Source organism: Bacillus sp. KICET-1, from assembly GCF_027721405.1.
Lineage (GTDB): Bacteria > Bacillota > Bacilli > Bacillales > Bacillaceae > Bacillus > Bacillus velezensis.
Window position 1 is genome coordinate 2,628,997 of the sequence record NZ_CP113515.1, and the last position, 24,967, is coordinate 2,653,963.

The 24,967-nt window shown below is 46.9% G+C and carries 29 protein-coding genes and 1 riboswitch; of the genes, 26 read left to right on the forward strand and 3 right to left on the reverse strand.

Annotated features, from left to right (window positions below; genetic code table 11):
* The first annotated feature begins 8 nt into the window (after positions 1-8).
* From spoVAD to lysA, 5 genes are all read left to right on the forward strand, one after another.
* Positions 9-1,025: a stage V sporulation protein AD gene (gene spoVAD, locus OVA33_RS13425; RefSeq protein ID WP_015240132.1), complete on the forward strand. Its 1,017-nt coding sequence runs from the start codon at positions 9-11 to the stop codon at positions 1,023-1,025.
* Positions 1,026-1,376, forward strand: a complete 351-nt coding sequence (gene spoVAE, locus OVA33_RS13430) for a stage V sporulation protein AE (protein WP_007409415.1) — start codon at positions 1,026-1,028, stop codon at positions 1,374-1,376.
* Between the two features lie 3 nt (positions 1,377-1,379).
* On the forward strand, positions 1,380-1,988 hold the full coding sequence (locus OVA33_RS13435) for a stage V sporulation protein SpoVABEA (RefSeq protein WP_123117309.1): 609 nt from the start codon (positions 1,380-1,382) through the stop codon (positions 1,986-1,988).
* Entirely contained in the window at positions 1,942-3,423 is a 1,482-nt protein-coding gene (locus OVA33_RS13440) for a spore germination protein (protein ID WP_017418066.1), read from the forward strand. Before OVA33_RS13435 ends, OVA33_RS13440 begins: the two co-directional genes overlap by 47 nt.
* Positions 3,424-3,547: 124 nt before the next feature.
* A complete protein-coding gene (lysA, locus tag OVA33_RS13445; protein WP_025649809.1) occupies positions 3,548-4,867 on the forward strand; it encodes a diaminopimelate decarboxylase in 1,320 nt (439 codons plus the stop codon).
* 44 nt (positions 4,868-4,911) lie between these two features.
* Here the strand turns inward: lysA and OVA33_RS13450 are convergent, their stop codons facing one another.
* Complete coding sequence (locus OVA33_RS13450; RefSeq protein ID WP_014418285.1) at positions 4,912-5,811, reverse strand: DUF1002 domain-containing protein; 900 nt, start codon at positions 5,809-5,811, stop codon at positions 4,912-4,914.
* Between the two features lie 284 nt (positions 5,812-6,095).
* Between OVA33_RS13450 and OVA33_RS13455 the strand changes: the two genes are divergently transcribed.
* The 9 genes from OVA33_RS13455 (at position 6,096) to ribT (ending at position 12,754) form a co-directional block, all read left to right on the forward strand.
* Positions 6,096-6,527: a peptidylprolyl isomerase gene (locus tag OVA33_RS13455; protein WP_003153363.1), complete on the forward strand. Its 432-nt coding sequence runs from the start codon at positions 6,096-6,098 to the stop codon at positions 6,525-6,527.
* Between the two features lie 149 nt (positions 6,528-6,676).
* Entirely contained in the window at positions 6,677-7,168 is a 492-nt protein-coding gene (locus OVA33_RS13460; RefSeq protein ID WP_071181820.1) for a CcdC protein domain-containing protein, read from the forward strand.
* Positions 7,169-7,248: 80 nt separating this feature from the next.
* Positions 7,249-7,824, forward strand: coding sequence for a signal peptidase I (lepB, locus tag OVA33_RS13465; protein ID WP_039063276.1), 576 nt, complete (start codon positions 7,249-7,251; stop codon positions 7,822-7,824).
* A gap of 245 nt (positions 7,825-8,069) precedes the next feature.
* Entirely contained in the window at positions 8,070-8,414 is a 345-nt protein-coding gene (locus OVA33_RS13470) for a hypothetical protein (protein WP_003153366.1), read from the forward strand.
* A 119-nt stretch (positions 8,415-8,533) separates the two neighbouring features.
* Positions 8,534-8,680, forward strand: a riboswitch (FMN riboswitch).
* 131 nt (positions 8,681-8,811) lie between these two features.
* Positions 8,812-9,927, forward strand: a complete 1,116-nt coding sequence (ribD, locus tag OVA33_RS13475; protein ID WP_128974095.1) for a bifunctional diaminohydroxyphosphoribosylaminopyrimidine deaminase/5-amino-6-(5-phosphoribosylamino)uracil reductase RibD — start codon at positions 8,812-8,814, stop codon at positions 9,925-9,927.
* Positions 9,908-10,555 (forward strand): riboflavin synthase, encoded by a 648-nt coding sequence (gene ribE, locus OVA33_RS13480; RefSeq protein ID WP_007409425.1) that lies wholly within the window; start codon positions 9,908-9,910, stop codon positions 10,553-10,555. Before ribD ends, ribE begins: the two co-directional genes overlap by 20 nt.
* A gap of 14 nt (positions 10,556-10,569) precedes the next feature.
* Positions 10,570-11,766 (forward strand): bifunctional 3,4-dihydroxy-2-butanone-4-phosphate synthase/GTP cyclohydrolase II, encoded by a 1,197-nt coding sequence (locus OVA33_RS13485; protein WP_003153371.1) that lies wholly within the window; start codon positions 10,570-10,572, stop codon positions 11,764-11,766.
* 32 nt (positions 11,767-11,798) lie between these two features.
* On the forward strand, positions 11,799-12,263 hold the full coding sequence (gene ribH / locus OVA33_RS13490) for a 6,7-dimethyl-8-ribityllumazine synthase (protein WP_003153372.1): 465 nt from the start codon (positions 11,799-11,801) through the stop codon (positions 12,261-12,263).
* A 116-nt stretch (positions 12,264-12,379) separates the two neighbouring features.
* The gene (ribT, locus tag OVA33_RS13495; RefSeq protein WP_003153373.1) at positions 12,380-12,754 is read left to right on the forward strand and encodes a GNAT family N-acetyltransferase RibT; all 375 of its coding nucleotides are present in this window, start codon (positions 12,380-12,382) and stop codon (positions 12,752-12,754) included.
* A gap of 65 nt (positions 12,755-12,819) precedes the next feature.
* On the opposite strand, the gene OVA33_RS13500 is transcribed toward ribT, so the two are convergent.
* Both OVA33_RS13500 and OVA33_RS13505 read right to left on the reverse strand, forming a co-directional pair.
* Positions 12,820-13,341 carry a DUF309 domain-containing protein gene (locus OVA33_RS13500; protein WP_021494254.1) on the reverse strand — a complete coding sequence of 174 codons (522 nt, stop codon included), beginning with the start codon at positions 13,339-13,341 and terminating at the stop codon, positions 12,820-12,822.
* A gap of 87 nt (positions 13,342-13,428) precedes the next feature.
* Complete coding sequence (locus OVA33_RS13505; protein WP_003153376.1) at positions 13,429-13,518, reverse strand: YjcZ family sporulation protein; 90 nt, start codon at positions 13,516-13,518, stop codon at positions 13,429-13,431.
* A 207-nt stretch (positions 13,519-13,725) separates the two neighbouring features.
* Here OVA33_RS13505 and OVA33_RS13510 point away from each other — a divergent pair, with 207 nt between their 5' ends.
* The 12 genes from OVA33_RS13510 (at position 13,726) to OVA33_RS13565 (ending at position 24,875) form a co-directional block, all read left to right on the forward strand.
* A complete protein-coding gene (locus OVA33_RS13510) occupies positions 13,726-14,481 on the forward strand; it encodes a segregation/condensation protein A (RefSeq protein WP_017418061.1) in 756 nt (251 codons plus the stop codon).
* Positions 14,471-15,064, forward strand: a complete 594-nt coding sequence (scpB, locus tag OVA33_RS13515) for an SMC-Scp complex subunit ScpB (protein ID WP_110085506.1) — start codon at positions 14,471-14,473, stop codon at positions 15,062-15,064. Before OVA33_RS13510 ends, scpB begins: the two co-directional genes overlap by 11 nt.
* A gap of 89 nt (positions 15,065-15,153) precedes the next feature.
* Positions 15,154-15,639, forward strand: a complete 486-nt coding sequence (locus OVA33_RS13520) for a DUF3907 family protein (RefSeq protein WP_003153380.1) — start codon at positions 15,154-15,156, stop codon at positions 15,637-15,639.
* A 112-nt stretch (positions 15,640-15,751) separates the two neighbouring features.
* Positions 15,752-16,903, forward strand: a complete 1,152-nt coding sequence (locus OVA33_RS13525) for a D-alanyl-D-alanine carboxypeptidase family protein (RefSeq protein ID WP_094296006.1) — start codon at positions 15,752-15,754, stop codon at positions 16,901-16,903.
* Entirely contained in the window at positions 16,891-17,481 is a 591-nt protein-coding gene (locus OVA33_RS13530; RefSeq protein WP_003153385.1) for a nucleoside recognition domain-containing protein, read from the forward strand. The genes OVA33_RS13525 and OVA33_RS13530 overlap by 13 nt, the downstream gene beginning before the upstream one ends.
* A 4-nt stretch (positions 17,482-17,485) precedes the next feature.
* A complete protein-coding gene (gene spmB / locus OVA33_RS13535; RefSeq protein ID WP_025649804.1) occupies positions 17,486-18,022 on the forward strand; it encodes a spore maturation protein SpmB in 537 nt (178 codons plus the stop codon).
* A gap of 93 nt (positions 18,023-18,115) precedes the next feature.
* Complete coding sequence (gene rluB / locus OVA33_RS13540; protein WP_007612296.1) at positions 18,116-18,850, forward strand: 23S rRNA pseudouridine(2605) synthase RluB; 735 nt, start codon at positions 18,116-18,118, stop codon at positions 18,848-18,850.
* A gap of 84 nt (positions 18,851-18,934) precedes the next feature.
* On the forward strand, positions 18,935-19,474 hold the full coding sequence (gene resA, locus OVA33_RS13545; RefSeq protein WP_017418058.1) for a thiol-disulfide oxidoreductase ResA: 540 nt from the start codon (positions 18,935-18,937) through the stop codon (positions 19,472-19,474).
* Positions 19,471-21,099 (forward strand): cytochrome c biogenesis protein ResB, encoded by a 1,629-nt coding sequence (gene resB, locus OVA33_RS13550; protein ID WP_025649803.1) that lies wholly within the window; start codon positions 19,471-19,473, stop codon positions 21,097-21,099. Before resA ends, resB begins: the two co-directional genes overlap by 4 nt.
* 18 nt (positions 21,100-21,117) lie before the next feature.
* Positions 21,118-22,293, forward strand: a complete 1,176-nt coding sequence (gene ccsB, locus OVA33_RS13555; protein WP_017418056.1) for a c-type cytochrome biogenesis protein CcsB — start codon at positions 21,118-21,120, stop codon at positions 22,291-22,293.
* Between the two features lie 81 nt (positions 22,294-22,374).
* Positions 22,375-23,097: a DNA-binding response regulator ResD gene (gene resD, locus OVA33_RS13560; protein WP_003153397.1), complete on the forward strand. Its 723-nt coding sequence runs from the start codon at positions 22,375-22,377 to the stop codon at positions 23,095-23,097.
* The gene (locus OVA33_RS13565) at positions 23,094-24,875 is read left to right on the forward strand and encodes an ATP-binding protein (protein ID WP_007409435.1); all 1,782 of its coding nucleotides are present in this window, start codon (positions 23,094-23,096) and stop codon (positions 24,873-24,875) included. The genes resD and OVA33_RS13565 overlap by 4 nt, the downstream gene beginning before the upstream one ends.
* The last annotated feature ends 92 nt before the right edge of the window (positions 24,876-24,967 follow it).

The window sequence follows — 24,967 nt, forward strand, 5'->3', positions numbered from 1 at the left end:
GAGAAAAAATGAAATTAACCGGAAAGCAAACCTGGGTGTTTGAAAACCCGTTATTTGTAAATGCGGCGGGGACGGCAGCCGGACCGAAAGAAAAAGACGGCCCGCTCGGTTCGCTGTTTGATAAGACATACGATGAAATGCATTGCAATCAGAAAAACTGGGAAATGGCGGAACGTCAGTTAATGGAAGATGCCATCAACTCAGCTTTGCAAAAACAGAATTTGAAAAAGAGCGATATTGATTTGTTGCTCGCGGGGGATCTTTTAAATCAAAATGTGACCGCCAACTACGTCGCCAGACATCTGAAAATCCCGTTCCTCTGTCTGTTCGGCGCCTGTTCGACATCAATGGAAACGATTGCCGTCGCATCCGCGCTCATTGACGGCGGTTTTGCGAACCGGGCGATCGCAGCCACGAGCAGCCATAACGCGACCGCAGAACGGCAATTTCGCAATCCGACGGAATATGGCGGGCAAAAACCGGATACCGCCACTTCGACGGTCACGGGGGGCGGGGCGGTCATCATCAGCCAAAACCCTTCTGATATCAAGATTACAAGCGCAACAGTGGGAAAAGTAAGCGACCTCGGAATAACAGATCCGTTCGATATGGGATCGGCCATGGCGCCAGCTGCCGCCGACACAATCAAACAGCACCTGCAGGACTTAAACCGCACGGCGGATGATTATGATCTGATTTTAACGGGAGACCTTTCAGGCGTCGGCTCGCCGATCGTGAAAGATTTGCTCAAAGAAGAAGGCTATCCCGTCGGAACGAAACACGATGACTGCGGTCTTCTCATCTATACGCCGGACCAGCAGGTGTTTGCGGGCGGAAGCGGCTGCGCCTGCTCCGCGCTTGTTACGTACACACATATTTTTAATCAATTAAAAGCAGGGACTCTAAACAGGGTACTCGTTGTCGCGACAGGAGCGCTTTTAAGTCCGACAATGATCCAGCAGAAGGAAACCATTCCGACCATCGCGCACGGTGTGGTATTTGAGCGGGCGGGAGGTGCATCATAAATGGAATATCTGTTGGCTTTTGTTTGCGGGGGAATCATATGCATTATCGGTCAGCTGCTGCTTGACATTTTTAAACTGACACCCGCCCATGTAATGACAACTTTTGTCGTCATCGGCGCCTTGTTGGATGGGTTCGGAATATATGACAAATTTATCGAATTCGCGGGCGCGGGCGCGACGGTTCCCATCGTCAGCTTCGGTCACAGCTTATTGCACGGCGCCATGCATCAAGCTCACGAGCATGGATTTATCGGGATCGCCATGGGGATTTTTGAACTTACTTCCGCCGGTATATCTTCAGCGATTTTATTCGCATTTCTTGTAGCCGTTATTTTTAAACCGAAAGGATAATGCCTGATGACGAAACGGAAGGTCATTCTTGTGACAGACGGGGACGTATACGCCGCCAAAACAATTGAATATGCCGCGGAAAAAGCAGGCGGACGGTGTATTTCCCAATCAAAGGGCAATCCGTCAACCAGAAGCGGCCCCGAACTTGTTCAGCTGATTAAAGCCGCGCCGAATGACCCGGTGTTTGTCATGTTTGACGATTCAGGCCTGCAAGGGGAAGGGCCGGGTGAAACGGCGCTGAAATATGTCGCCTCACATCAGGACATTGAAGTGCTGGGGGTGATTGCGGTCGCTTCTAAGACCCATCAGGCTGAATGGACGAAAGTCGATGTCTCCATTGACCGTGATGGAGAAGTGACGGAGTATGGCGTCGATAAAACCGGAATGAGAGAAATGGACGAGCACAGAATGAACGGAGATACGGTGTATTGTCTGGATAAATTGGACGTTCCCCTCATTGTGGGCATCGGCGACATAGGTAAGATGGGAAGAAAAGATGACATATCCAAAGGCTCGCCGATCACGATGAAGGCGGTCGAATTCATTTTAGAAAGGAGCGAAAGCCATGCCGGAAAAACCGGAAAACATGATCAAGGTGTACCGGGATCCTAGAAAAAATGAACAATTTTTTAAAGACCGCGTCGGTATGGGAACGAGCTATGATGTCGGCGTCCGCAAAGTTCGAGTATTAGACCGGGAAGTCCAGATTTACTTTGTCAACGGATTAACCGATACTTTGTTTATCATTCATTTAATGGAACAGCTCGTCGACGTCAATAATTATGACGAAAATGCGGATGAAGCGATTGACGTTGTTGAAAACAGGCTTGTCAATCAGCAGGTCCAAAAAGTCAAAACGCTCGACGAAGCAACGGATCAAGTGCTTTCCGGACTTGTCGCCGTTATCGTTGAAGGCGCGGGCTTCGCTTTCGTCGTCGACGTCAGAAGTTACCCCGGACGCACACCTGAAGAACCGGATACGGAAAAGGTCGTCCGCGGGGCAAGAGACGGTTTTATCGAAAATATCGTCATTAATACAGCATTGATCAGAAGACGAATCAGGGACGAAAGGCTCCGCGTCAAAATTACGAAAGTCGGCGAGCGCTCTAAGACCGATCTTGCGATTGTGTATATAGAAGACATCGCGGACCCGGACCTTGTCAGCATCGTCGAAAACGAAGTGAATGCGATTGACATTGACGGATTGACGATGGCTGATAAAACGGTGGAGGAATTCATCGTCAAACAGGGCTACAACCCGTTTCCGATGGTCAGATACACGGAGCGGCCGGATGTGGCCGCCAATCACATTTTAGAAGGGCACGTCATCATCGTCGTTGATACGTCACCGAGCGTGATCATAACGCCGACCACGATTTTTCACCATGTTCAGCATGCGGAAGAATACAGGCAGGCGCCTTCAGTGGGAACATTTTTAAGATGGATCAGGTTCTTCGGTATTATCGCTTCAACTGTTCTGCTTCCGATCTGGTTCCTCTTTGTTCTTGAACCGTCTCTTCTGCCTGAAAGATTGGATTTTATCGGTTTAAATAAAAATACGCATATCCCGATCATTCTGCAAATCTTTTTGGCCGATTTGGGGATTGAGTTTCTCAGGATGGCCGCGATCCATACGCCGACCGCTTTATCCACCGCCATGGGTCTGATTGCGGCGGTGCTGATCGGTCAAATCGCCATAGCGGTGGGGCTGTTTTCAGCAGAAGTGATTCTGTACGTATCGATCGCCGCCATCGGATCATTTACCACGCCGAGCTATGAGCTCAGCCTCGCCAATAAAATGATACGCCTCATCTTAATGGTGCTCGTGGCCATTTTCCAAGTAAAAGGCTTTGTGATAGGCTTTACATTGCTGCTGATCATAATGGCGAATATCCGCTCGTTTCATACGCCGTATTTATGGCCGTTTTTACCGTTTAACGGCAAGGCGCTGTGGCAGGTGCTCGTCCGGACGACAGTGCCGGGAGCCAAAGTCAGACCGAGCATTGTTCACCCGAAAGACCGTCAAAGACAGCCAAGCGGTTCATAATCGCATTGAAACCGACAGAAGATTATGATATTGTATGTCTTAACTTATACGGGACTTGTATAAGGACAGCTCAAAAGAAGCTGTCCTTTTCACCCATATGCGGATCAGAAAGAGGGAATGAGCATTGTTCTTACATGGCACAAGCAGACAAAACAAACTAGGTCATTTGGAAATCGGAGGTGTGGACGCGCTGTATTTAGCGGAGCATTACGGCACGCCTCTTTATGTTTACGATGTGGCTTTAATACGTGAGCGCGCTAAAAGCTTTAAACAGGCATTCATTGACGCGGATTTAAAGGCGCAGGTCGCGTACGCGAGCAAGGCGTTTTCTTCCGTTGCGATGATACAGCTCGCTGAGCAGGAGGGGCTCTCATTGGACGTTGTATCCGGCGGAGAGCTGTTTACGGCGGTTGCGGCTGGTTTTCCGGCTGACAGGATTCATTTTCACGGCAATAACAAAAGCGAAGAAGAGTTGAAAATGGCGCTCGATCATCAAATCGGCTGCATTGTCGTTGATAATTTTTATGAAATATCCTTACTCGCGGAACTGTGCCGCAAATCAGGGCGCACAATGGATGTGCTTCTGCGGATCACTCCGGGGGTAGAGGCGCATACGCATGATTATATTACGACGGGACAGGAAGATTCCAAATTCGGTTTTGATCTGCATAACGGGCAAATAGAAAAGGCGATTGAACAAGTATTACAGTCAGACCATATCCGCCTTCTCGGCGTTCACTGCCACATCGGATCGCAAATTTTTGATACGGCGGGCTTTGTGCTGGCCGCAGAAAAAATCTTCACAAAACTGAATGAATGGAGAGAATCATTCGGCTTTGTCTCTGAAGTGCTGAATTTAGGGGGCGGCTTTGGCATCCGCTACACGGAGGAGGATGAACCTCTTCATCCCGCCGTTTATGTGGAAAAAATTATCGAAGCGGTAAAAGAAAACGCAGCGCTGCACGCTTTTGACATTCCGGAGATCTGGATTGAACCGGGACGCTCGCTCGTCGGAGACGCCGGAACGACGCTTTATACCATCGGTTCGCAAAAAGAAGTGCCCGGCACCCGTAAATATGCAGCGGTTGACGGGGGCATGAGCGATAATATCCGTCCTGCGCTGTATCAGGCGAAATATGAAGCCGTATCGGCAAACAGAATCGGAGAACACCACGATAAAACGGTATCCATCGCGGGCAAGTGCTGTGAAAGCGGTGATATGCTCATTTGGGATATAGATCTTCCGGAAGTGAAAGAAGGCGATCTTCTCGCCGTTTTCTGCACGGGAGCATACGGATACAGCATGGCTAACAACTACAACCGCATTCCGCGTCCCGCCGTCGTTTTTGTGGAAGACGGCGAAGCGCATCTTGTCATTAGAAGGGAAACTTATGAAGACATTGTAAAACTGGATCTGCCGTTTAAGACGGGGGTCAAACAATAAATAAAAAAGAGACCGGAACAATGGCGTCCGGTCTCTTTTTGCATTCAGCTGTTAGAACTTGATCCGCTGTCTCCTGTAAATACAGACACGATCGCATTCCAAATCGAAGCGAAGAAATCAATGACTTTTTGAACAAAGCTTTTGCCTTCATCGGATTGAATGAACTTCGTGATTTTGTCTTTTGCCTTATCGAGCTGGCTGCCGACTTGGCCCCAATCAATCTTGGCATTTTTCATTTTATTAAACAATGAAACGAGCTGGTCTTTTTGAGCGTCAGTCAGTGTAATGTTAAGGTTTGAAGCCGCATCATCGACCTTTTTCTCGATTCCTTCTTTTGTATCGGGCACACCGTTTTTCGCGAAATCATCTTTAATGTTTGCGATGAGCGCGGAGGCGTTTTTATCCCCGATTTTATCCCCGAGATTTGAAGTGGTGACAAGCTCTTGGTTGGCGACCTGTTTTACATCTTCTGAAATTGCTTTGTCTGATGAGACTTCATATGCCTTGATGATTCCCGTTAATGCTGCGGTGCCTGATACCTCAAACGGCGCCGTCACGTATACTTTCGCATCTTTCACTCCTGCTGTCATCAGGGCGTTTAAGTACATTTCATCCGTAATGGAATCGATATTATGGGTCTTAACGTCAAGCCCGGACCCTTTCTTTGCCACCGTAATGGATGACGAAGAGATGGCTCTTGTGCCGATTTGGGCGTTCGATATATATTTTCCCAGATATTCATGTTCTTCTTTATTTGTGACCGTCACTTTTGTCGCGTTATCAGGGACATTTAATTCGTCAAGCACTTTCTGACGGTTTTCGTTTGACAGATCCGCCCCCAGTGTGACGATGACATCTCCGACTGCGGCATCGGCCAGGCTGATTTTCGGTATTGTGCACAATACAACGGCCGCCGCCAGCAATCCAATCCACATTTTTTTCAAAGCGGTTAACCTCCTTCTTTTCACAAATGCCGTTTTGAAGCGGTTTGTGAGGACCTGCGTGAAGCAGTTCCGATACATAGACGGCTGTGAAGCTGTTCTGGTTTCATTTTCTTTCTGCGGAAGCGGGGAGATTCGTTTTCCGGCTGAAGGTGTGGTATAATAGCCGCGAAAAGAAGAGCAGAGGCCTCTTCCTTCAAAAGAATATCAAAAAGAAAGCCGGCTTACAATTGAAATTCATATTGAAGAAGGCTTTGACAAAAAACAATACGGAAGTAGGAATGAGAATGAAAACTGGTTACATCGAAATGGAAAACGGCAGCAGAATCGAATTTGAACTTTATCCGAATGAAGCGCCTAATACAGTCGCTAACTTTGAAAATCTGGCGAATACGGGCTTTTATGACGGCGTTATTTTCCACCGCGTGATTCCGGGCTTTGTCAGCCAAGGCGGAGATCCGACTGGGACAGGCATGGGCGGAAGCGGAAAAACGATCAAATGTGAAACAGAAGGCAATCCGCATAAACACGAAGCCGGTTCTTTATCAATGGCGCATGCCGGTAAAGACACGGGTTCAAGCCAATTCTTCATCGTACATGAGCCGCAGCCGCATTTAAACGGCGTTCATACTGTATTCGGAAAAGTGACAAGCGGTTTAGAGCATGCGAAAAACATGTCTAACGGAGACAAAATGAAAGAAATCCGTGTAGAAGGATAATGACAGAAAACCCGCCTTTTTCAGGCGGGTTTTTTTATGTATATGAAAATTCTCATGTGTAAATCATGAAAAAATACATATATGAACATCGGTGATCATTCTGGTATAGTGAAAAAGACCGATTACAACAATGAAAAGAGGTAGAAACGTTGGTTCAATTGGCAACCGTTTTATTTGTCATTATCATTCTCGCACTTATGATTTGGTTCAGGGTGAAAAAGGGAAACAGGCCGATTAAAGGCGGCGGCTTCGGCATCATTCTCCCGCTTTTGATTATCGCCGTCATTTTCACATTCAGTATCAGCCAGCTCATGAATATCCCGGGAAAGCAGTTTCATTTTCCCGCTCTTTGGGAGCTCGCCATCGCCGGACTGTTAGGCGCGGTATTCGGCGTCATTATGCTGTCGCAAACCGCCTATGAAATTCGGGAAGACGGCTTTGTCTACTCCAAGCGGAATAAAAACTTTAAATATGTCATTATCGCGATTATTGCGATCCGTATCGTGCTCAGCCAATATTTCAAAAACATTGACGCGGCGGAATTCGCCGTTTTAACGATGGAACTTGCTTTTGTGTATTTGTGCATTTGGCGGATCGGAAGCTTCGTGAAATACCGTAAAATCAGCAGATCCGGCTTATAAAATGAAAAAAATGGATGAGGTGCGGGGCTTATTTGCCCTCTGTGCAGGGATTCATGGTAAAATAAAAACGACCATGGCTAATGGGAGGAAATCACTTGAAATCAGAAAAAGAAAAAACTTCTAAAAAAAGCGCCGTACTTGATTGGGCGAAAGCCATTATCATCGCTGTCGTTCTGGCACTGCTCATCCGAAACTTTTTATTTGCCCCTTATCTCGTTGACGGCGAATCAATGGATCCGACGCTGCATGACCGCGAGAGAATCTTTGTCAATATGACGGTCAAATACATAAGCGACTTCAAACGCGGCCAGATCGTCGTTCTGAACGGAGAAAACGAGCACTATGTCAAACGGATTATCGGACTTCCCGGCGACACGGTGCAAATGAAAAACGATCAGCTGTACATCAACGGCAAAAAAGTGTCCGAACCGTATTTAGCGGCAAACAAGCACAAGGCGAAGCAAGGCGGCTTTGACCGGCTGACAGAAGACTTCGGCCCGGTGAAGGTGCCGGACGACAAATATTTCGTCATGGGTGATAACCGCAGAGAATCTATGGACAGCCGCAACGGCCTCGGTCTCTTTACGAAAAAACAAATAGCGGGCACATCAAAATTCGTCTTCTTCCCGTTTAATGAAATTCGCAAGACGAAATAAACCGTACAGGCAGTTTTCTTATAAGAAAACTGCTTTTTTATATAAATTTATCTTTCCACCCTCAAAAACAGAACATAAATTCGTATATCTATTTAATAGATAGAAAGTTTTACAGATACATGAAACATCTTCCCTTTATGAAACGTTATATGAATAACTCACGCAGGGAAGAACGGTTTTCTATTCATGAAAAAAAGGAATATGACATAGTAATGAATAGATTGATACGGGCTGGAGGTAGAAAAATGGGAAGAATTAAAACAAAAGCAGCCATTTTACTTGTACTGCTGCTGTTATTGGCGGGCGGTTATATGGTCATAAACGATATTGAACTGAAAGACGTGCCGACTGCAATCGGACAAACCCTGTCCCAGGAAAAAGAAGAATATACAGTCAAAACATATAAAATTACGAAAATCGAAGGAACTGAGTACCACGGTACGGCAGCAAACGGCACAAAAATTATTTTTAACGGCGACAAGCTGAAGCAGGATCTCTCCGATGTGAAAAAGGGAGATAAAATTAAAGCGTATTTCAGCAAATCAAACCGGATTGACGGCTTATTGAAGGTTGTCAAAGTGAACGAATAAATAAAGGCGCCTTTTATGGGAAAAGGGCGCTTTTTATTTTTCTGAATAATTAGGTGCAAATTCATTGCGCCTGCCGCAAAGGATGTTATAATAGCGGATAAGGACAAAAAAATATTGATTGTATCCTTCGGGGCTGGGTGAAAATCCCGACCGGCGGTAATAAGGCGCTTTGCGCTTTACAGCCCGTGACCCGTATGCATCTGTATACGGTGGATTCAGTGAAAAGCTGAAGCCGACAGTGAAAGTCTGGATGGGAGAAGGATGAGAGAAGCTATGCAAAAAATAAACTTACTGTATAGTCTTATTTCCTATGGATTAAAACTGGCAAAGCCCCGAACTGTGTAAACATTCGGGGCTTTTTTGACGCCAAATTGCGTGGAAGAAGGGAGGGATAACGATGGAAGAATATTATATGAATACAGCAATAGAACTTGCCAGACGCGGTGAAGGACAGACACAGTCCAATCCTCTTGTCGGCGCTGTCGTCGTCAAAAACGGACAGATCGTCGGAATGGGCGCCCATTTGCAATACGGAGAAGCGCATGCCGAGGTTCACGCGATTCATATGGCCGGCAGACACGCAAAAGGCGCCGATTTGTATGTGACGCTGGAGCCTTGCAGCCATTACGGAAAAACACCGCCATGCGCCGAACTGATAATAAAGTCGGGGATAAAAAGGGTGTTTATCGTTGTGAAAGATCCGAATCCGCTTGTAGCCGGAAAAGGCATCGGAATGCTGGAAGCAGCGGGCATCGAAGTGAAAACCGGACTTCTCAGGCAGCAGGCAGAAGAGCTGAATAAAATGTTTCTTCACTTCATGCGGACCGGACTTCCGTATGTCACCTTGAAAGCGGCTGCGAGCCTTGACGGGAAAACAGCGACTGAAACCGGTGACAGCAAATGGATTACATCAGAGGCGGCAAGGCTTGATGCCCAGCAATACAGGAAATCGCATCAAAGCATTCTTGTCGGAGCAGGCACAGTCAAAGCCGATAATCCGAGCCTGACCTGCAGGCTTCCTGATGCAGTGAAGCAGCCGGTCAGAGTGATTCTCGATACAAAGCTGACCATTCCTGAAACGGCAAATGTGCTCACTGACGGCGCTGCGCCGACATGGATATTTACGGCCAAAGATGCAGACGTGCAAAAGAAAGACCGGCTGACCGCACTCGGAATAAAAGTTATTCCGCTGGAAACAGACCGCATTCACGTCCCTGAGGTGCTCAGCATTCTCGCTGAAAACGGCATAATGTCCGTTTATGTGGAAGGCGGAGCATCCGTACACGGAAGTTTTGTCAAGGAAGGCTGTTTCCAAGAGCTTCATTTCTATTTCGCCCCTAAATTAATCGGAGGAACGCTTGCTCCCAGCTTGATCTCCGGTGAAGGTTTTCAATCAATGAAAGATGTCCCCCATTTACAATTCACACAAATCACCCAAATCGGGCCGGATATAAAACTGACGGCCATACCTAAAGATGGAAAGGATGGTGACGATGTTTACAGGAATCGTTGAAGAAACAGGCACGATCCAAGCAATCAAAAAGACAGGCCTTTCCATGGCATTAACCATCGCCGCTTCAAAAGTGACAAGTGATGTGAAGCTTGGCGACAGCATTGCGGTAAACGGCATCTGCCTGACCGTAACCGGATTTTCTGACAATCAATTTACGGTTGATGTCATGCCGGAAACAGTGAAAGCCACTTCGCTGAACGGCTTGTCAAAAGGCAGTAAAGTAAACCTGGAAAGAGCGATGTCCGCCAACGGACGGTTCGGCGGCCACTTTGTATCAGGGCATGTGGACGGAACGGCGGAAATTACGCGGATCGAGAAAAAAAGCAACGCGGTCTATTACGATTTAAAACTTTCGCCGGAATTGACAAAAACGCTCGTATTGAAAGGTTCAATTACGGTAGACGGCGTGAGCCTGACGATTTTCGGTCTATCAGACGAAAGCGTGACGGTATCCATCATTCCGCATACCATCTCAGAAACGATTTTTCAGACGAAAACAGTCGGATCGACCGTAAATATTGAGTGTGACATGATCGGTAAATACTTATACCGCTTTTTGCACAAAACAGAACAAACGAAAAGCAATCAAACTATCACGGAAGCCTTTTTAAGCGAGAACGGCTTTTAGAAAGGAAGATCGATATGTTTCATCCGATAGAAGAGGCGTTAGAGGCGCTGAAAAAAGGTGAAGTCATCATTGTTGTCGATGATGAAGACAGAGAAAACGAAGGAGATTTCGTAGCGCTGGCTGAGCATGCCACGCCTGAAGTGGTGAATTTTATGGCGACCCATGGGAGAGGCCTGATCTGCACGCCGCTGTCTGAAGACATCGCCGGCCGGCTGGATCTTCACCCGATGGTCGATCATAATACGGACTCACATGAGACCGCGTTTACGGTCAGTATTGACCACAGGCTGACAAAAACGGGCATCAGCGCTCAAGAACGTTCTTTTACGATTCAGGCGCTGTTGAACGAGGAATCTGTGTCTGACGATTTTCAGCGTCCGGGCCACATTTTCCCCTTAATCGCAAAAAAAGGAGGCGTCCTGAAGCGGGCCGGCCATACGGAAGCAGCCGTTGACCTTGCAAAAGCCTGCGGATCTCAGGGAGCGGGCGTCATTTGTGAAATTATGAATGAAGACGGCACAATGGCCAGAGTGCCGGAGTTAGCTGAAATCGCCGAACGCCACCAGCTGAAAATGATTACGATAAAAGACTTAATAGAGTACCGTTACAACATTACGACACTTGTGAACAGAGAAGTTGATATTACGCTGCCGACTGACTTCGGCACGTTTAGGGTTTACGGATATACAAACGAGGTTGACGGAAAAGAACATCTCGCCTTTGTCATGGGGGATGTCCCGTTTAACAGCGAACCCGTTCTTGTCAGAGTGCACTCAGAATGCCTGACGGGCGATGTGTTTGCATCCCATCGCTGTGATTGCGGACCTCAGCTTCATGCCGCGCTTGCGCAAATTGCTGAAGAAGGCCGCGGCGTTCTATTGTATTTGCGCCAGGAAGGCAGAGGAATCGGTTTAATCAATAAGCTGAAGGCGTACCGATTGCAGGAACAAGGGTATGACACGGTTGAAGCGAACGAAGCGCTCGGCTTTCTGCCTGATCTGCGCAACTACGGCATCGGCGCCCAGATTCTCCGCGACTTAGGGGTTCAGCATATGAAACTTTTAACCAATAACCCCCGGAAAATCGCCGGCCTCGAAGGATACGGTCTCAGCATTTCAGAACGGGTGCCGCTTCAAATGGAAGCGAGTGAGCATAACAAGCAATATTTACAGACCAAAATGAAAAAACTTGGACATCTGCTTCATTTCTAAAAACAAATCTCACAAAAAAGGATGGATAACATATGAATATCATACAAGGAAACCTAGTAGGAACAGGACTTAAAATCGGAATCGTCGTCGGCAGATTTAATGAATTTATTACGAGCAAGCTGTTAAGCGGAGCGGAAGACACGTTGCTTCGCCACGGTGTAGAATCAAACGACATTGACGTCGCTTGGGTGCCGGGAGCGTTTGAAATCCCGTTTGCGGCAAAGAAAATGGCGGAAACGAAAAAATACGATGCCGTCATTACGCTCGGCACGGTTATCAGAGGAGCGACAACGCATTATGACTATGTCTGCAATGAAGCGGCAAAAGGCATTGCCCAGGCGGGAACGGCGACGGGCGTCCCGGTTATCTTCGGCATTGTGACGACTGAAACCATTGAGCAGGCCATCGAACGAGCCGGAACAAAAGCCGGAAATAAGGGAGCGGATTGCGCAGTATCTGCCATTGAAATGGCAAATTTAAACCGTTCATTTGAATAATTTGTTGAAAAGCGTTTAAAACAGCGGCGAAAATGATATAATGTGAGGAAACGGATCGCCTTTATGTATCCGTTTGATAGGACATGAATGGACATTTTGGATATAGAGGGGTTTTTATGTTAATTCGTTATAAAAAATCGTTTGAAAAGATTGCGATGGGTCTTCTGTCATTTATGCCGAATGAAAAAGATCTCAAGCAGCTTCAGCAGACAATAAAGGACTATGAAACGGATACTGGCCGCCAGCTCTTTCTTTGGAAAGAGGATGAAGATATCGTCGGAGCGATCGGAGTCGAAAAAAAGGACTCAGAAGTTGAAATCCGGCATATCAGCGTGAATCCTTCTCACCGCCATCAAGGAATCGGAAAGCAAATGATGGACGCCTTAAAACGTCTGTTCAAAACGGAGGCACTCGTTCCGAATGAATTAACGCAAAGCTTTTTTGAACGCTGTCAACATCAAAAAGATCAGGATATCTCATATAATAACTGACAAATGCTCCCGGAATCTTCACGGTTTCGGGAGCTGTTTTGATATAGAAAAAGCAGGGCTGACCGTCAGCCTCTGCTTTTTTTTCTTCTCTCAATTTCCCGTTCGCGTTCCTTAATGACATCCGTCCTGTCCCGCAGGCGGTGTTTATGAATAAGAAAGGTATCTGATACGCCTTCTTGCCCCCATGTATAGCCCTTTCGGCGGCATTCGGCAAGACATGCTTCTTTCAGGGCTTCATCTGTAATCGGCAGCATAACACTTTTATAAGGCTGGCCCGCTTCTATATCGTCTGCCAGCGTTTCTATCAGCTCAATCAGCTTCGGATGGCTGAGACCGAGAGAACAGACCGCCTGCTTTTCAGACTGGAGAATACGTAAGCTGTTGGCAATCAGCCGTTTCGCCCCGGCTTCATTTCCCCTGCGCTGGTGATACAGAGCGACGGCAAGCTGAATCAGGCCGACCCAATGAATGCTCCGCTTTTCAGCCGGGCTTTCTTTCCAATATTCCTCTAACAGTTCATGACACTCAAAATAATCTCTTGATGCGTGAAATTCGGCCAAAAAGCCGATATAAGCTTTAGGATACAAGCCGCTTCCTCCTTTTATGCTAAAACCAGTGTACCACAGCGTTATGAAAAGGAAAAAAGAGCGGCTTGGTGCCTGAAGCCTGAGGAACTAGCAGATGTAAGATGCTCCTACGACAACGAGCAAAATAAACAGAACGACAATTAATGCAAAACCTCCGCCGAAACAAGCTCCGCTCATGTGAAATCAGCCTCCCTTTGTTTCAAGTTTACACGGCTATCATATGTGCATCCGCCTTTAAAGGTATAGGCGTATATCTTCTTTTTCAGTATTTTCTAAATAACGGAGGACGTGTATAAAAGTATTGGACGAGAGCATTTCGGTGGATTATACTAAAGGGTAGCCAGTTTTTCCGGCAATGAGAGTGATATTGAAAATGGTGAGATAATGGTAGAATATCAAGTGAAAATTGATGCGTTTGAAGGCCCATTGGACCTGCTGCTTCATCTGATTAACCGTCTTGAAATCGACATATACGACATACCCGTGGCAACCATTACTGAACAATATTTATTATATGTACATACAATGCAAGAGCTTGAACTTGATGTCGCCAGTGAATATCTGGTCATGGCGGCGACGCTTCTCAGCATTAAAAGCAGAATGCTGCTTCCGAAACAAGAGGAAGAGCTGTTTGAAGACGAAATGCTTGAAGAAGAAGACCCTCGGGACGAGCTGATTGAAAAACTGATTGAGTATAGAAAGTATAAAACCGCTGCGAAGGATTTAAAAGAGCGGGAAGAAGAAAGACAAAAGTCATTTACCAAGCCGCCGAGTGATTTAAGTGAGTATGCAAAAGAAATCAAACAGACCGAGCAGAAACTGTCGGTGACCGTTTATGACATGATCGGCGCGTTTCAAAAGGTGCTTCAGCGTAAAAAAATCACGCGGCCGAAAGAAACGACCATTACAAGACAGGAAATACCGATTGAAGACAGAATGAACGAAATCGTAAAAAGCTTAAAAACGGCGGGGAGAAGAATAAACTTCACGGAGCTTTTTCCTTCTCGGCAAAAGGACCATCTCGTCGTGACGTTTTTAGCAGTCCTGGAACTGATGAAAAATCAGCAGATTATCATTGAACAGGAAGAAAACTTTTCAGATATATACATTACGGGGAGTGAATCCATTCATGGCGCTTGATATCGTGAATTGGAAAGCGATTGTGGAAGCCCTGCTGTATGCGGCGGGTGATGAAGGGCTGACCAAAAAGCAATTGGTGACGGTGCTTGAAATAGAAGAAGCGGAACTGGCCGGAATCATGGAAGAAGTGGCCGCTCAGTACAAGGAAGACAACAGGGGCATCGAGCTTACCGAATATGCGGATACGTATATGCTTGGAACGAAAAAAGAATTCGTTCCTTATTTGAAAAAACTAATCGAAGTGCCGTCAAAAGGGCTGTCACAGGCTTCTTTGGAAGTGCTGGCGATCGTTTCGTACAAGCAGCCGATCACACGGGCGGAAATTGAAGACATCCGGGGCGTGAAGTCTGAGCGGATTCTGCACAGCCTCGTGTCAAAAGCGCTGCTGTGTGAGGTGGGCCGCGCCGACGGTCCCGGCCGGGCGATTTTATACGGCACGACACCGGTATTTCTTGAACAATTCGGCTTAAAAACATTGGAGGAGCTCCCGCCGCTTCCTGAAAATGCGGAGGAAGACGTTCTCCAGGAGGAAGCCGATTTATTCTTTGAAAACTTCAACCAAACTTTTGAGGATATTAAATAATAATCGTTTTTCATCATACGATAGTAGGGAAAGGCCATTGATGAATGACGCAAATGACGAAGTAAAAGAGAGGAAGGAAACGGACGGAAATGGGAAATTCGATTGTGAGGGCCCATACTGAAGAAACTGGTGAATTTTTAGCCGAGGTTGTCACGATGGTCAGCAGCTATTTAAATCATACAACATTGCCGGAGATGCGGGCTCAAGGAGAGGCGGATGAGGCATACTGCCGCGACGTGCTCAGTGTGCTGAGGAGGATGACCGTCTTTTGCGAAGGCGCCCAGGAAGCCTGCCGCCGGCTCTTAATGCAGGAGCCGTTTCATGAGGTGAGAGCGGAAAAAACGCTGTATAAAGTGTATCATCAGTGCGTGGAAGAATTTTTCATGCCGAAAAAGGATACATGGTACGAAAACAGCCGCGCCGCTTATACAGGCCAAAGCGCGATTGAATTCTACCAGCAAGTGCCGGATTCGCTGCGGAGCCTTCTGCTTTCGCTCAGCAGTGAATTTCTGCGCATGCGGGAAGAATTGGCGCAATATGAAGCATCAGGCTCAAATATGGCATCAGTCAGATAAAAACTCTTCCTTTTGGAAGAGTTTTTTTATGTGAAAGTGATGCAATTGGTATTCATAAGTCATGGACATGCGCATAAACTTGTACAAACCCACAACAAGGACGTGAGCATTCATGCGCTTTCTCAAAAAAGCTGCCGTATTTCTTTTGACTTTTGTTATTCTTTTTTCCATTACAGACGGCAATACGGCACATGCCCAAATACATGTCAGCGCAAAAAGCGCGATTATAATCGACGGAGCATCTGGCCGGGTGTTATTCGCCAAGGATGAACATCATAAGCGGCGGATTGCAAGCATTACGAAAATCATGACGGCGGTGCTGGCGATTGAATCAGGGAAGATGGAAGAGACCGTGACGGTTTCCGCGAATGCCGTAAAAACGGAAGGCTCAGCCATTTATCTTCAGCCGGGACAAAAAGTAAAGCTGAAAGATCTCGTATACGGGCTTATGCTGAGATCAGGAAATGACGCCGCTGCGGCAATAGCGGAATATGTCGGCGGAAGCCTTGACGGTTTTGTATTTATGATGAACAAAAAAGCCGAGCAAATCGGGATGGAAAATACAAAATTTCAAAATCCGCACGGGCTGGACGACCATGAAAATTTATATTCAACGGCGTATGACATGGCGCTTTTGACTAAATACGCGATGAAAATCAAGGAATACCGGACCGTTTCAGGCACAAAAGTGTATAAGGCGGAAACGATGGACCGGGTATGGAAAAATAAAAACAAGCTTCTGACTGGGCTCTACCGTTACAGCACAGGCGGAAAAACGGGTTACACAAAAATCGCGAAACGGACGCTCGTCTCGACGGCCTCAAAAGACGGTACGGATCTCATCGCGGTCACCATAAATGATCCGGATGACTGGGATGACCATATGAATATGTTTAATTATGTCTTTGATCACTATAAAACCTATGTCGTCGCTAAAAAAGGCGGCATTCCGAAGCTGAAAAAGACGTTTTACGGAAAGCGCGCTTTTATTGCCCGGGATGTCAAATATTTGTTAAAAGAGGATGAAATCGACGATGTAAAAATCAGCACAACCTTAATAAAACCGAAAAAAGCCTGGAAAAAGGACGCCTCTCTCATTCCTGATGTCGTCGGCCGGATGACTGTTATGCATGATGGGAAAGTGATCGCCAAGATCCCAGTCTATTATGAAAATGAGCGCCATAAAAAACCGAAAAAGCATTTCATTGAGACGTTTACGAGCCTGTTTATGAGCGCGGCGGGCGGTTCGTCATGGTCAATTTAATCTGGGTATGTCTGACGGTAATCGGACTTGTCTTTGCGATGTTTAACGGTACCTTACAGGATGTGAATGAAGCCGTTTTTAAAGGAGCGAAAGAAGCGGTTACGATCTCGTTCGGATTAATGAGCGTTCTCGTGTTCTGGCTCGGCCTGATGAAAATAGCCGAGCAGTCCGGCCTTTTGGATATATTCAGCAGAATGTGCCGCCCGTTTATTTCTAAGCTGTTTCCCGATATTCCCCCTGATCATCCGGCGATGGGATACATCTTATCAAATCTCATGGCAAACTTTTTCGGACTGGGAAATGCGGCGACACCGCTCGGCATTAAAGCCATGGAGCAGATGAAAAAGCTGAATGGAGGTAAGTCTGAGGCCAGCCGTTCCATGATTACCTTTTTGGCGGTAAATACTTCGAGTATTACATTGATACCGACAACCGTCATTGCCGTGCGCATGGCTTACTCGGCGAAATCACCGACCGATATCGTCGGGCCGACCATCTTAGCGACTTTAATTTCGGGAATCGGCGCGATTTTCATTGACCGCTACTTCTGGTACCGCCGCAAAAGAAAAGGGAGGTAAGCGAATGGAAATGGTGAATTGGCTGTCTTTAGCCATGATTCCGATTATTATCGCCGGTATATTGATATACGGCACGATCAAAAAAGTGCCGACGTATGAATCATTCGTTGAAGGCGGAAAAGAAGGAATTGAGATTGCGTTTTCCATCATTCCGTATTTGGTCGGGATGCTGGTGGCGATTACCGTATTCCGGGCCTCAGGCGCGCTGGATTTTGTCATGGGGCTGTGCAAGCCTTTCTTTACAACGATCGGCATTCCCGCAGAAGTCGTGCCGCTTGCTCTGATCCGCCCGATTTCGGGAACGGCGGCGCTCGGCATGACGACAGATCTGATCGCCGTGTACGGGCCTGATTCATTTATCGGCAGACTGGCCTCGGTCATGCAGGGATCGACTGACACGACGCTGTATGTCCTGACGGTGTATTTCGGGGCGGTCGGCATCAAAAAAATGGGGGATGCTTTAAAGGTTGGTCTTCTTGCTGATTTGATCGGGGTGGTTGCATCAATCATCATAGTTACGTTATTATTTGGAAGCGCCTGAAATCAGGCGCTTTTTATATATCAGAATAACTCTCCTTGAAAAAGCTTGTTTGTTCAAGGGGAAAAAAGTAAGATTATACTTGAGGTGAACGACATGGAAAGACTGCAAAAAGTTATTGCTCATGCCGGCGTGGCATCACGCAGAAAGGCAGAAGAGCTGATAAAAGAAGGAAAAGTAAAGGTGAATGGAAAAGTAATAACAGAGCTCGGCGTAAAAGTGACTGGTTCTGATCAGATTGAAGTAAACGGATTAAAGGTGGAGCGGGAAGAACCCGTGTACTTTCTGCTTTATAAACCGAGAGGAGTGATCTCAGCAGCTGATGACGACAAAGGGCGGAAAGTGGTGACCGACTTTTTCAAAGAAGTGCCGCAGCGCATTTATCCGATCGGCAGGCTTGATTATGATACGAGCGGACTTTTATTGCTGACAAATGACGGCGAGTTTGCCAACAAACTCATGCATCCGAAATACGAAATTGATAAGACGTACGTCGCCAAAGTGAAGGGGATTCCTTCCAAGGAACTTCTGAGAAAGCTTGAGCGCGGCATTCAGCTTGAAGAAGGCAAGACAGCGCCGGCCAGAGCGAAAATGCTTTCCCTGGACAAAAGAAAGCAGACGAGCATTATTCAGCTGACGATTCATGAAGGCCGAAACAGACAGGTCCGCCGCATGTTCGAGGCGATCGGTCATGACGTGCTGAAACTAAAACGTGAAGAATACGCATTTTTAGATTTAAGAGGCCTGCGCACAGGAGACGCAAGAGAATTGTCGCCGCATGAGGTGAAAAGGCTGCGGGCTTTAGCTGAACACGGTAAAAACGCTTTCTAATTTTCACATAACCTTCAAAAATTACAAAACGTGTTGATGATATAATTGAATGGATTTGCAGGCAGGGGAGGGGAGCAGTGTACAATGAACAAAAAACGGCGGCGTTTATTCATTCGGACCGGCATCCTTCTCATCTTACTCTGCGCGCTCGGATATACCATCTATAATGCCGTATACACAAACGGTGAGCGTATATCTGAGGGGTCCAAAGCCCCGAATTTCGCGCTGAAAGATACAGAGGGCAGACTCATAGAACTGAGTCAGTTAAAAGGAAAAGGTGTTTTTCTGAATTTCTGGGGAACGTGGTGCGAGCCGTGCAAGAAGGAATTTCCCTACATGGAGAATCAATACAAGCATTTTAAAGACCTCGGTGTCGAGGTGGTTGCGGTAAATGTCGGCGAATCAAAAATTGCAGTACATAATTTTATGAAAACATACGGCGTCAATTTCCCGGTTGCGCTCGATACTGACCGGCAAGTGCTGGACGCGTACGGCGTATCACCTATTCCGACGACATTTTTGATCAATCCCGACGGAAACGTTGTGAAAGTGGTGACCGGCACGATGACAGAACGCATGGTTCATGACTATATGAATTTAATTAAGCCGGAGGCGTCTTCATGAAAAAGGTCAAATGTGAATGCGGGCACGTGAATCCAGCAGGGACGGTTTTGTGCGAGTCGTGCGGGAAGCCGCTTGATGATCAAAAATCGCCGCTTGCGGATATGCGGTACGACGGCAGCGCAAGGCGTTCGCAAACATATAACAAAACAATCGTAGATAAGGTATGGAACTTCTTTTCTTCCGTAAAAGTCGGAATATGGCTGATCGTCATTACTCTGGCGGCGTCTGCTTTCGGCACGGTTTTTCCGCAGGAAGCTTATCTGCCGCCGGGCGCCCAGCCGGATACATATTATGAACAGCAGTACGGCATAATCGGTCAACTGTATTATCTGCTGGGATTTCATCAGCTGTACGGCTCATGGTGGTATATGCTCCTGATCGCATCCATTGGCATATCACTGGTCATCTGCAGCCTGGATCGGGTGATTCCTTTGTACAGGGCACTGAAAAATCAAGGAGTTCGGCGGAATCCGGTCTTTTTGAAGAGGCAGCGTCTATACAGCCGGACAGAAACCGAGCTGAGCGGGGATGCGGCTGATAGCCTCAGAACACGATTGAAAAAAAAGCATTATAGAGTGCGAGAACAAGAGGGAAGCATTCTGGCGGAAAAAGGCCGTTTTTCAAGGTGGGGGCCCTACGTCAATCATATCGGCCTGATCATTTTTCTGATCGGAGCCATGCTGAGATTTGTACCCGGTATGTATGTCGATGAAACGCTCTGGGTCCGTGAAGGCGAAACCGCCCAGATCCCCGGCACTGACGGCAAGTATTACTTAAAAAACAATCGGTTCACGATGCAGACATATAACAAAGACACTGAGAAAAAAGTATTCGCCGACGCCATTGACAGAGCCGGAAACGGCAAAGTCGCCAAATCCTTCACAACGGACGCGGTTTTGTACAAGAGGGAAGGCGACATTGTATTCGGTGAAAAGCCGAAGCTTAAAAGAGTCAAAGAAAACAATATCCGCGTCAATGAACCGCTGCGCTTTGACTCCTATTCTGTGTATCAGGTGGACTATAAAGAAAACCAGCTCGATCAGATGGTATTTCAGCTGATCGACCAAAAAACAAAACAGTCATTCGGCAAACTGAAGATCAATCTTCTTGATCCCGACACGGACTATGATCTTGGTAACGGTTACAAAGTGCAGATCGCCAGTTATCTTCCTGATTTTTATTTTAACAAGGACGGAGAACCGAGCACGAAAACGAAGGTTCCTAACAATCCGGCTTTTGTCTTTAAAATCACGGCTCCTGACAAGCCGAAAGGGGAGAAAAGTTTTGTTGCGATTCAGCAGACTGTTGAAGGTTCCGAAAGTAACAAGTACAAATTAAAATTCGACCATGTGGAAACGAAAAACATTACAGGACTCACCGTCAGAAAAGACTTAACCTTATGGGTGCTTGCCGTCGGCGGCGCGATCTTTATGATCGGCGTCATTCAAGGAATGTACTGGCAGCACAGAAGGATCTGGATCAAAACAGGTGATCATGAAGTGCTTGTGGCGGGACATACGAACAAAAACTGGTTCGGTCTGAAAAAAGATATCGAATTTGTTCTTAGCGGGACCGGGATTCAAGAGCCGGCCGATCAAAAAGAATTGGCCAAAAATCAGACCTAGTGAAAAAGGAGTGGTGTCATGGCGGAGCTGAGCGCAAATTTTCTTTATGCTGCCTTTTTGATTTATTTAATTGCCGTCCCGGTTTTCGGCGGCGCCATCCGGGGAACAAAAGGTGCTAAGGACGGTAAGGGCCGCTGGTCGGCTATCGGAATCACGTTAACCATTTTCGGATTTCTTTGTCATCTCGGCTACTTCATTGCGAGATGGTCGGCAAGCGGACATGCGCCTGTCAGCAATATGTTTGAATTTACGACGTCATTCGGCATGATGCTTGTTCTCGCTTTTATTATTATTTACTTTATTTACAGACTGCCTTCATTAGGCATGTTCACATTGTCTATCGCGCTTTTGCTTATCGCATATGCAAGCATGTTTCCGACAGACATCACGCCGCTTATTCCGTCACTGCAGAGCAATTGGCTGTACATTCACGTCACAACGGCGGCGCTCGGGCAGGCGATTCTTGCGATCAGTTTTGTAGCCGGCGTCATTTTCCTGTTAAAGCATGTCGACCAATCCAGACCGGGCAAAAAAACGTTCTGGCTTGAAGTCATCATGTTTATACTCGTGACGACCGTGGCATTTATCGCCGTCACGTCGGCATTCCGGCTGGCGGACTACAAAGCTGAATTTAATTGGGTGGATAAAAAAGAGGCCAAAAGCGTCATGATATATGATATGCCTGCGCTTGTCGGCCCGCATGACGGAGAACTGCTTACGGAAGGCGCAATGAAGCCGCTTTTTGAGCTTCCGGCCATTTTTTCAGGCAGAAAGGTCAATACGGTGATCTGGTCGTTTGGCGCAGGTCTCGTTTTATACGGTGCGCTCAGGCTGATATTCAGAAAGAGAATCAGCGCTCTTATAAGCCCGCTCGTCAAAAATGTGAATCTGGACTTGGTCGATGAAGTCGGCTACCGCGCTGTTTCCATCGGTTTTCCGGTATTCACACTCGGCGCGCTTGTGTTTGCGATGATTTGGGCGCAGCTTGCATGGACGCGTTTTTGGGGCTGGGACCCGAAGGAAGTATGGGCGCTGATCACCTTTTTATTTTACGCAGCGTATTTGCACTTGCGGCTGTCAAGAGGCTGGCATGGCGAAAAGTCCGCGTGGCTTGCCGTCATCGGCTTCGCCATTATTATGTTTAACTTAATTTTTGTGAATCTCGTGCTTGCCGGACTTCATTCGTACGCATAGATGCAAAAAGCCGATACAGTTCTCAAGCTGCCGCACAGTTTGTTAAAATGAAAGTAACAGAAGGAAAGCAGGGGGAAAACGATGGATCAAACAAATGAAACTAAAATATTAGTAGTAGATGATGAAGCCAGAATTCGACGCCTTTTAAGAATGTACCTTGAACGGGAAAACTATGTGATTGAAGAAGCGGAAAACGGCGACGAGGCCATTAAAATGGGGCTGGCATCAGATTATGATCTGGTGCTCTTGGATTTAATGATGCCGGGAACGGACGGAATCGAAGTATGCCGGCAGCTCAGAGAAAAAAAAGCGACGCCGATTATCATGCTGACGGCAAAAGGGGAAGAAGCCAACCGCGTCCAGGGGTTTGAAGCGGGTACGGACGATTATATCGTCAAGCCTTTCAGCCCGAGAGAAGTGGTGCTTCGGGTAAAGGCGCTTTTAAGAAGGGCTTCCCAAACATCTTATCTGACAGCCAATACCCCGACAAAAAATGTGCTCGTCTTTTCGCATCTATCTATTGATCACGATGCTCACAGGGTGACTGCCGACGGCACAGAGGTGAGCCTGACGCCGAAGGAATATGAACTGCTGTACTTCCTGGCGAAAACACCGGACAAAGTGTACGACAGGGAAAAGCTTTTAAAAGAAGTGTGGCAGTATGAATTTTTCGGAGACCTCAGAACGGTGGACACCCATGTCAAACGGCTCCGTGAAAAATTAAATAAAGTGTCCCCGGGAGCGGCGAAAAAAATCGTCACCGTATGGGGAGTCGGATACAAATTTGAGGTAGGCGCTGAATGAAGTTTTGGAAAAGCGTAGTAGGAAAGCTTTGGTTTACCATTCTTTCACTCGTGTTAATTGTTTTATTTATTTTAACGGTGCTGCTTCTGGAATTTATAGAAAATTACCACGTTGAAGAAGCGGAAAAAGATTTAACGCAGCTTGCCGACAAAATTGCGGTCATAATAGAAAATCATGAAGACCAGCCGCTTGCCAGATCCATCACGTGGGAACTGGCGGACAATTTAACGAGCATCGCGATCATTCAGGATGATAAGCATGTCTGGTATTCGCCCAATGACGATAATCATTTATCCTCTATTACATTAGAGCAGATCAAACATGACCGGGATCTGCACAAGGCGCTGACAGACCGCAAAAAAGTAAGCAAACGCGCGGTCCCCAACAATGCCGGTTCGGATAACGAACGGCTGATCGTCGGAGTGCCGTATGAAAAAGACGGCAAAAAAGGCATGGTCTTTTTATCCCAATCGCTGCTTGCCGTCAAAGATACGACGAAACATACGACACGCTATATTTTTCTTGCGGCGGGCATTGCCATCGTCTTGACAACGTTTTTCGCGTTCTTTTTATCCAGCAGGGTGACATATCCCCTTCGGAAAATGCGGGAAGGCGCCCAAGACTTGGCGAAAGGAAAGTTTGATACAAAAATTCCGATTCTGACCCAAGATGAAATCGGGGAACTGGCCATTGCCTTTAATCAGATGGGACGGCAGCTCAATTTCCATATTAACGCGCTGAATCAGGAAAAAGAACAGCTGTCCAATATTTTAAGCAGTATGGCAGACGGGGTCATCACCATTAATATCGACGGCACCATTTTGGTGACCAACCCGCCGGCCGAACGTTTTCTGCAGGCATGGTATTATGAGCAGAACATGAACATTAAAGAAGGAGACAACCTTCCCCCTGAAGCAAAAGAGCTATTTCAAAATGCAGTGAACACGGAAAAAGAGCAAATGATTGAAATGACGCTTCAAGGAAGGTCATGGGTTTTATTGATGTCGCCTCTTTATGCGGAATCACACGTCCGCGGCGCCGTGGCCGTGCTCCGTGATATGACCGAAGAGCGCAGGCTCGATAAATTGCGTGAAGACTTCATTGCCAATGTCAGTCATGAGCTCAGAACCCCGATTTCTATGCTGCAGGGATACAGCGAAGCAATAGTGGACGACATTGCAAGCACCGAAGAGGAGAAAAAAGAAATCGCGCAGATCATTTATGATGAATCTCTTCGCATGGGCCGGCTCGTCAATGATTTGCTGGATTTGGCCAGAATGGAATCCGGACATACGGGCCTGCACTATGAAACGGTAAACCTGCATGAATTTCTGGAGAAGATCTCCCGCAAATTTTCCGGGGTAGCGAAGGAAAAAGGCGTTTCGCTCACAGAAGACATCTCGGTGTCTCAGCCGGAGTGTGTCTTTGACGAAGATAAAATGGAACAGGTGTTTACCAACCTTATAGATAATGCGCTGCGCCACACGGAGTCAGGCGGAAGCGTTCATATCGCGGCTCAGACCGTAAAAGACGGACTGAAAATCGATATCAAAGATTCCGGCTCGGGAATACCGGAAGAGGACCTGCCTTTTATTTTTGAACGTTTTTATAAAGCGGACAAAGCAAGAACAAGAGGCAGGGCGGGGACCGGGCTCGGGCTCGCCATCGTAAAAAATATCGTGGAAGCCCACGGCGGCTCAATTGCGGTTCACAGCAGCATCGATAAAGGGACGACGTTTACATTTTATATTCCGACAAAAGTGCAGGATGACGTCTGAAATTGACGAACAATCTTGTTCCATACGAAACACCCGCATGTTCTGCGGGTGTTTTTTATTTGTTTCTCCTTTAAAAATTTAAGAATATGTTA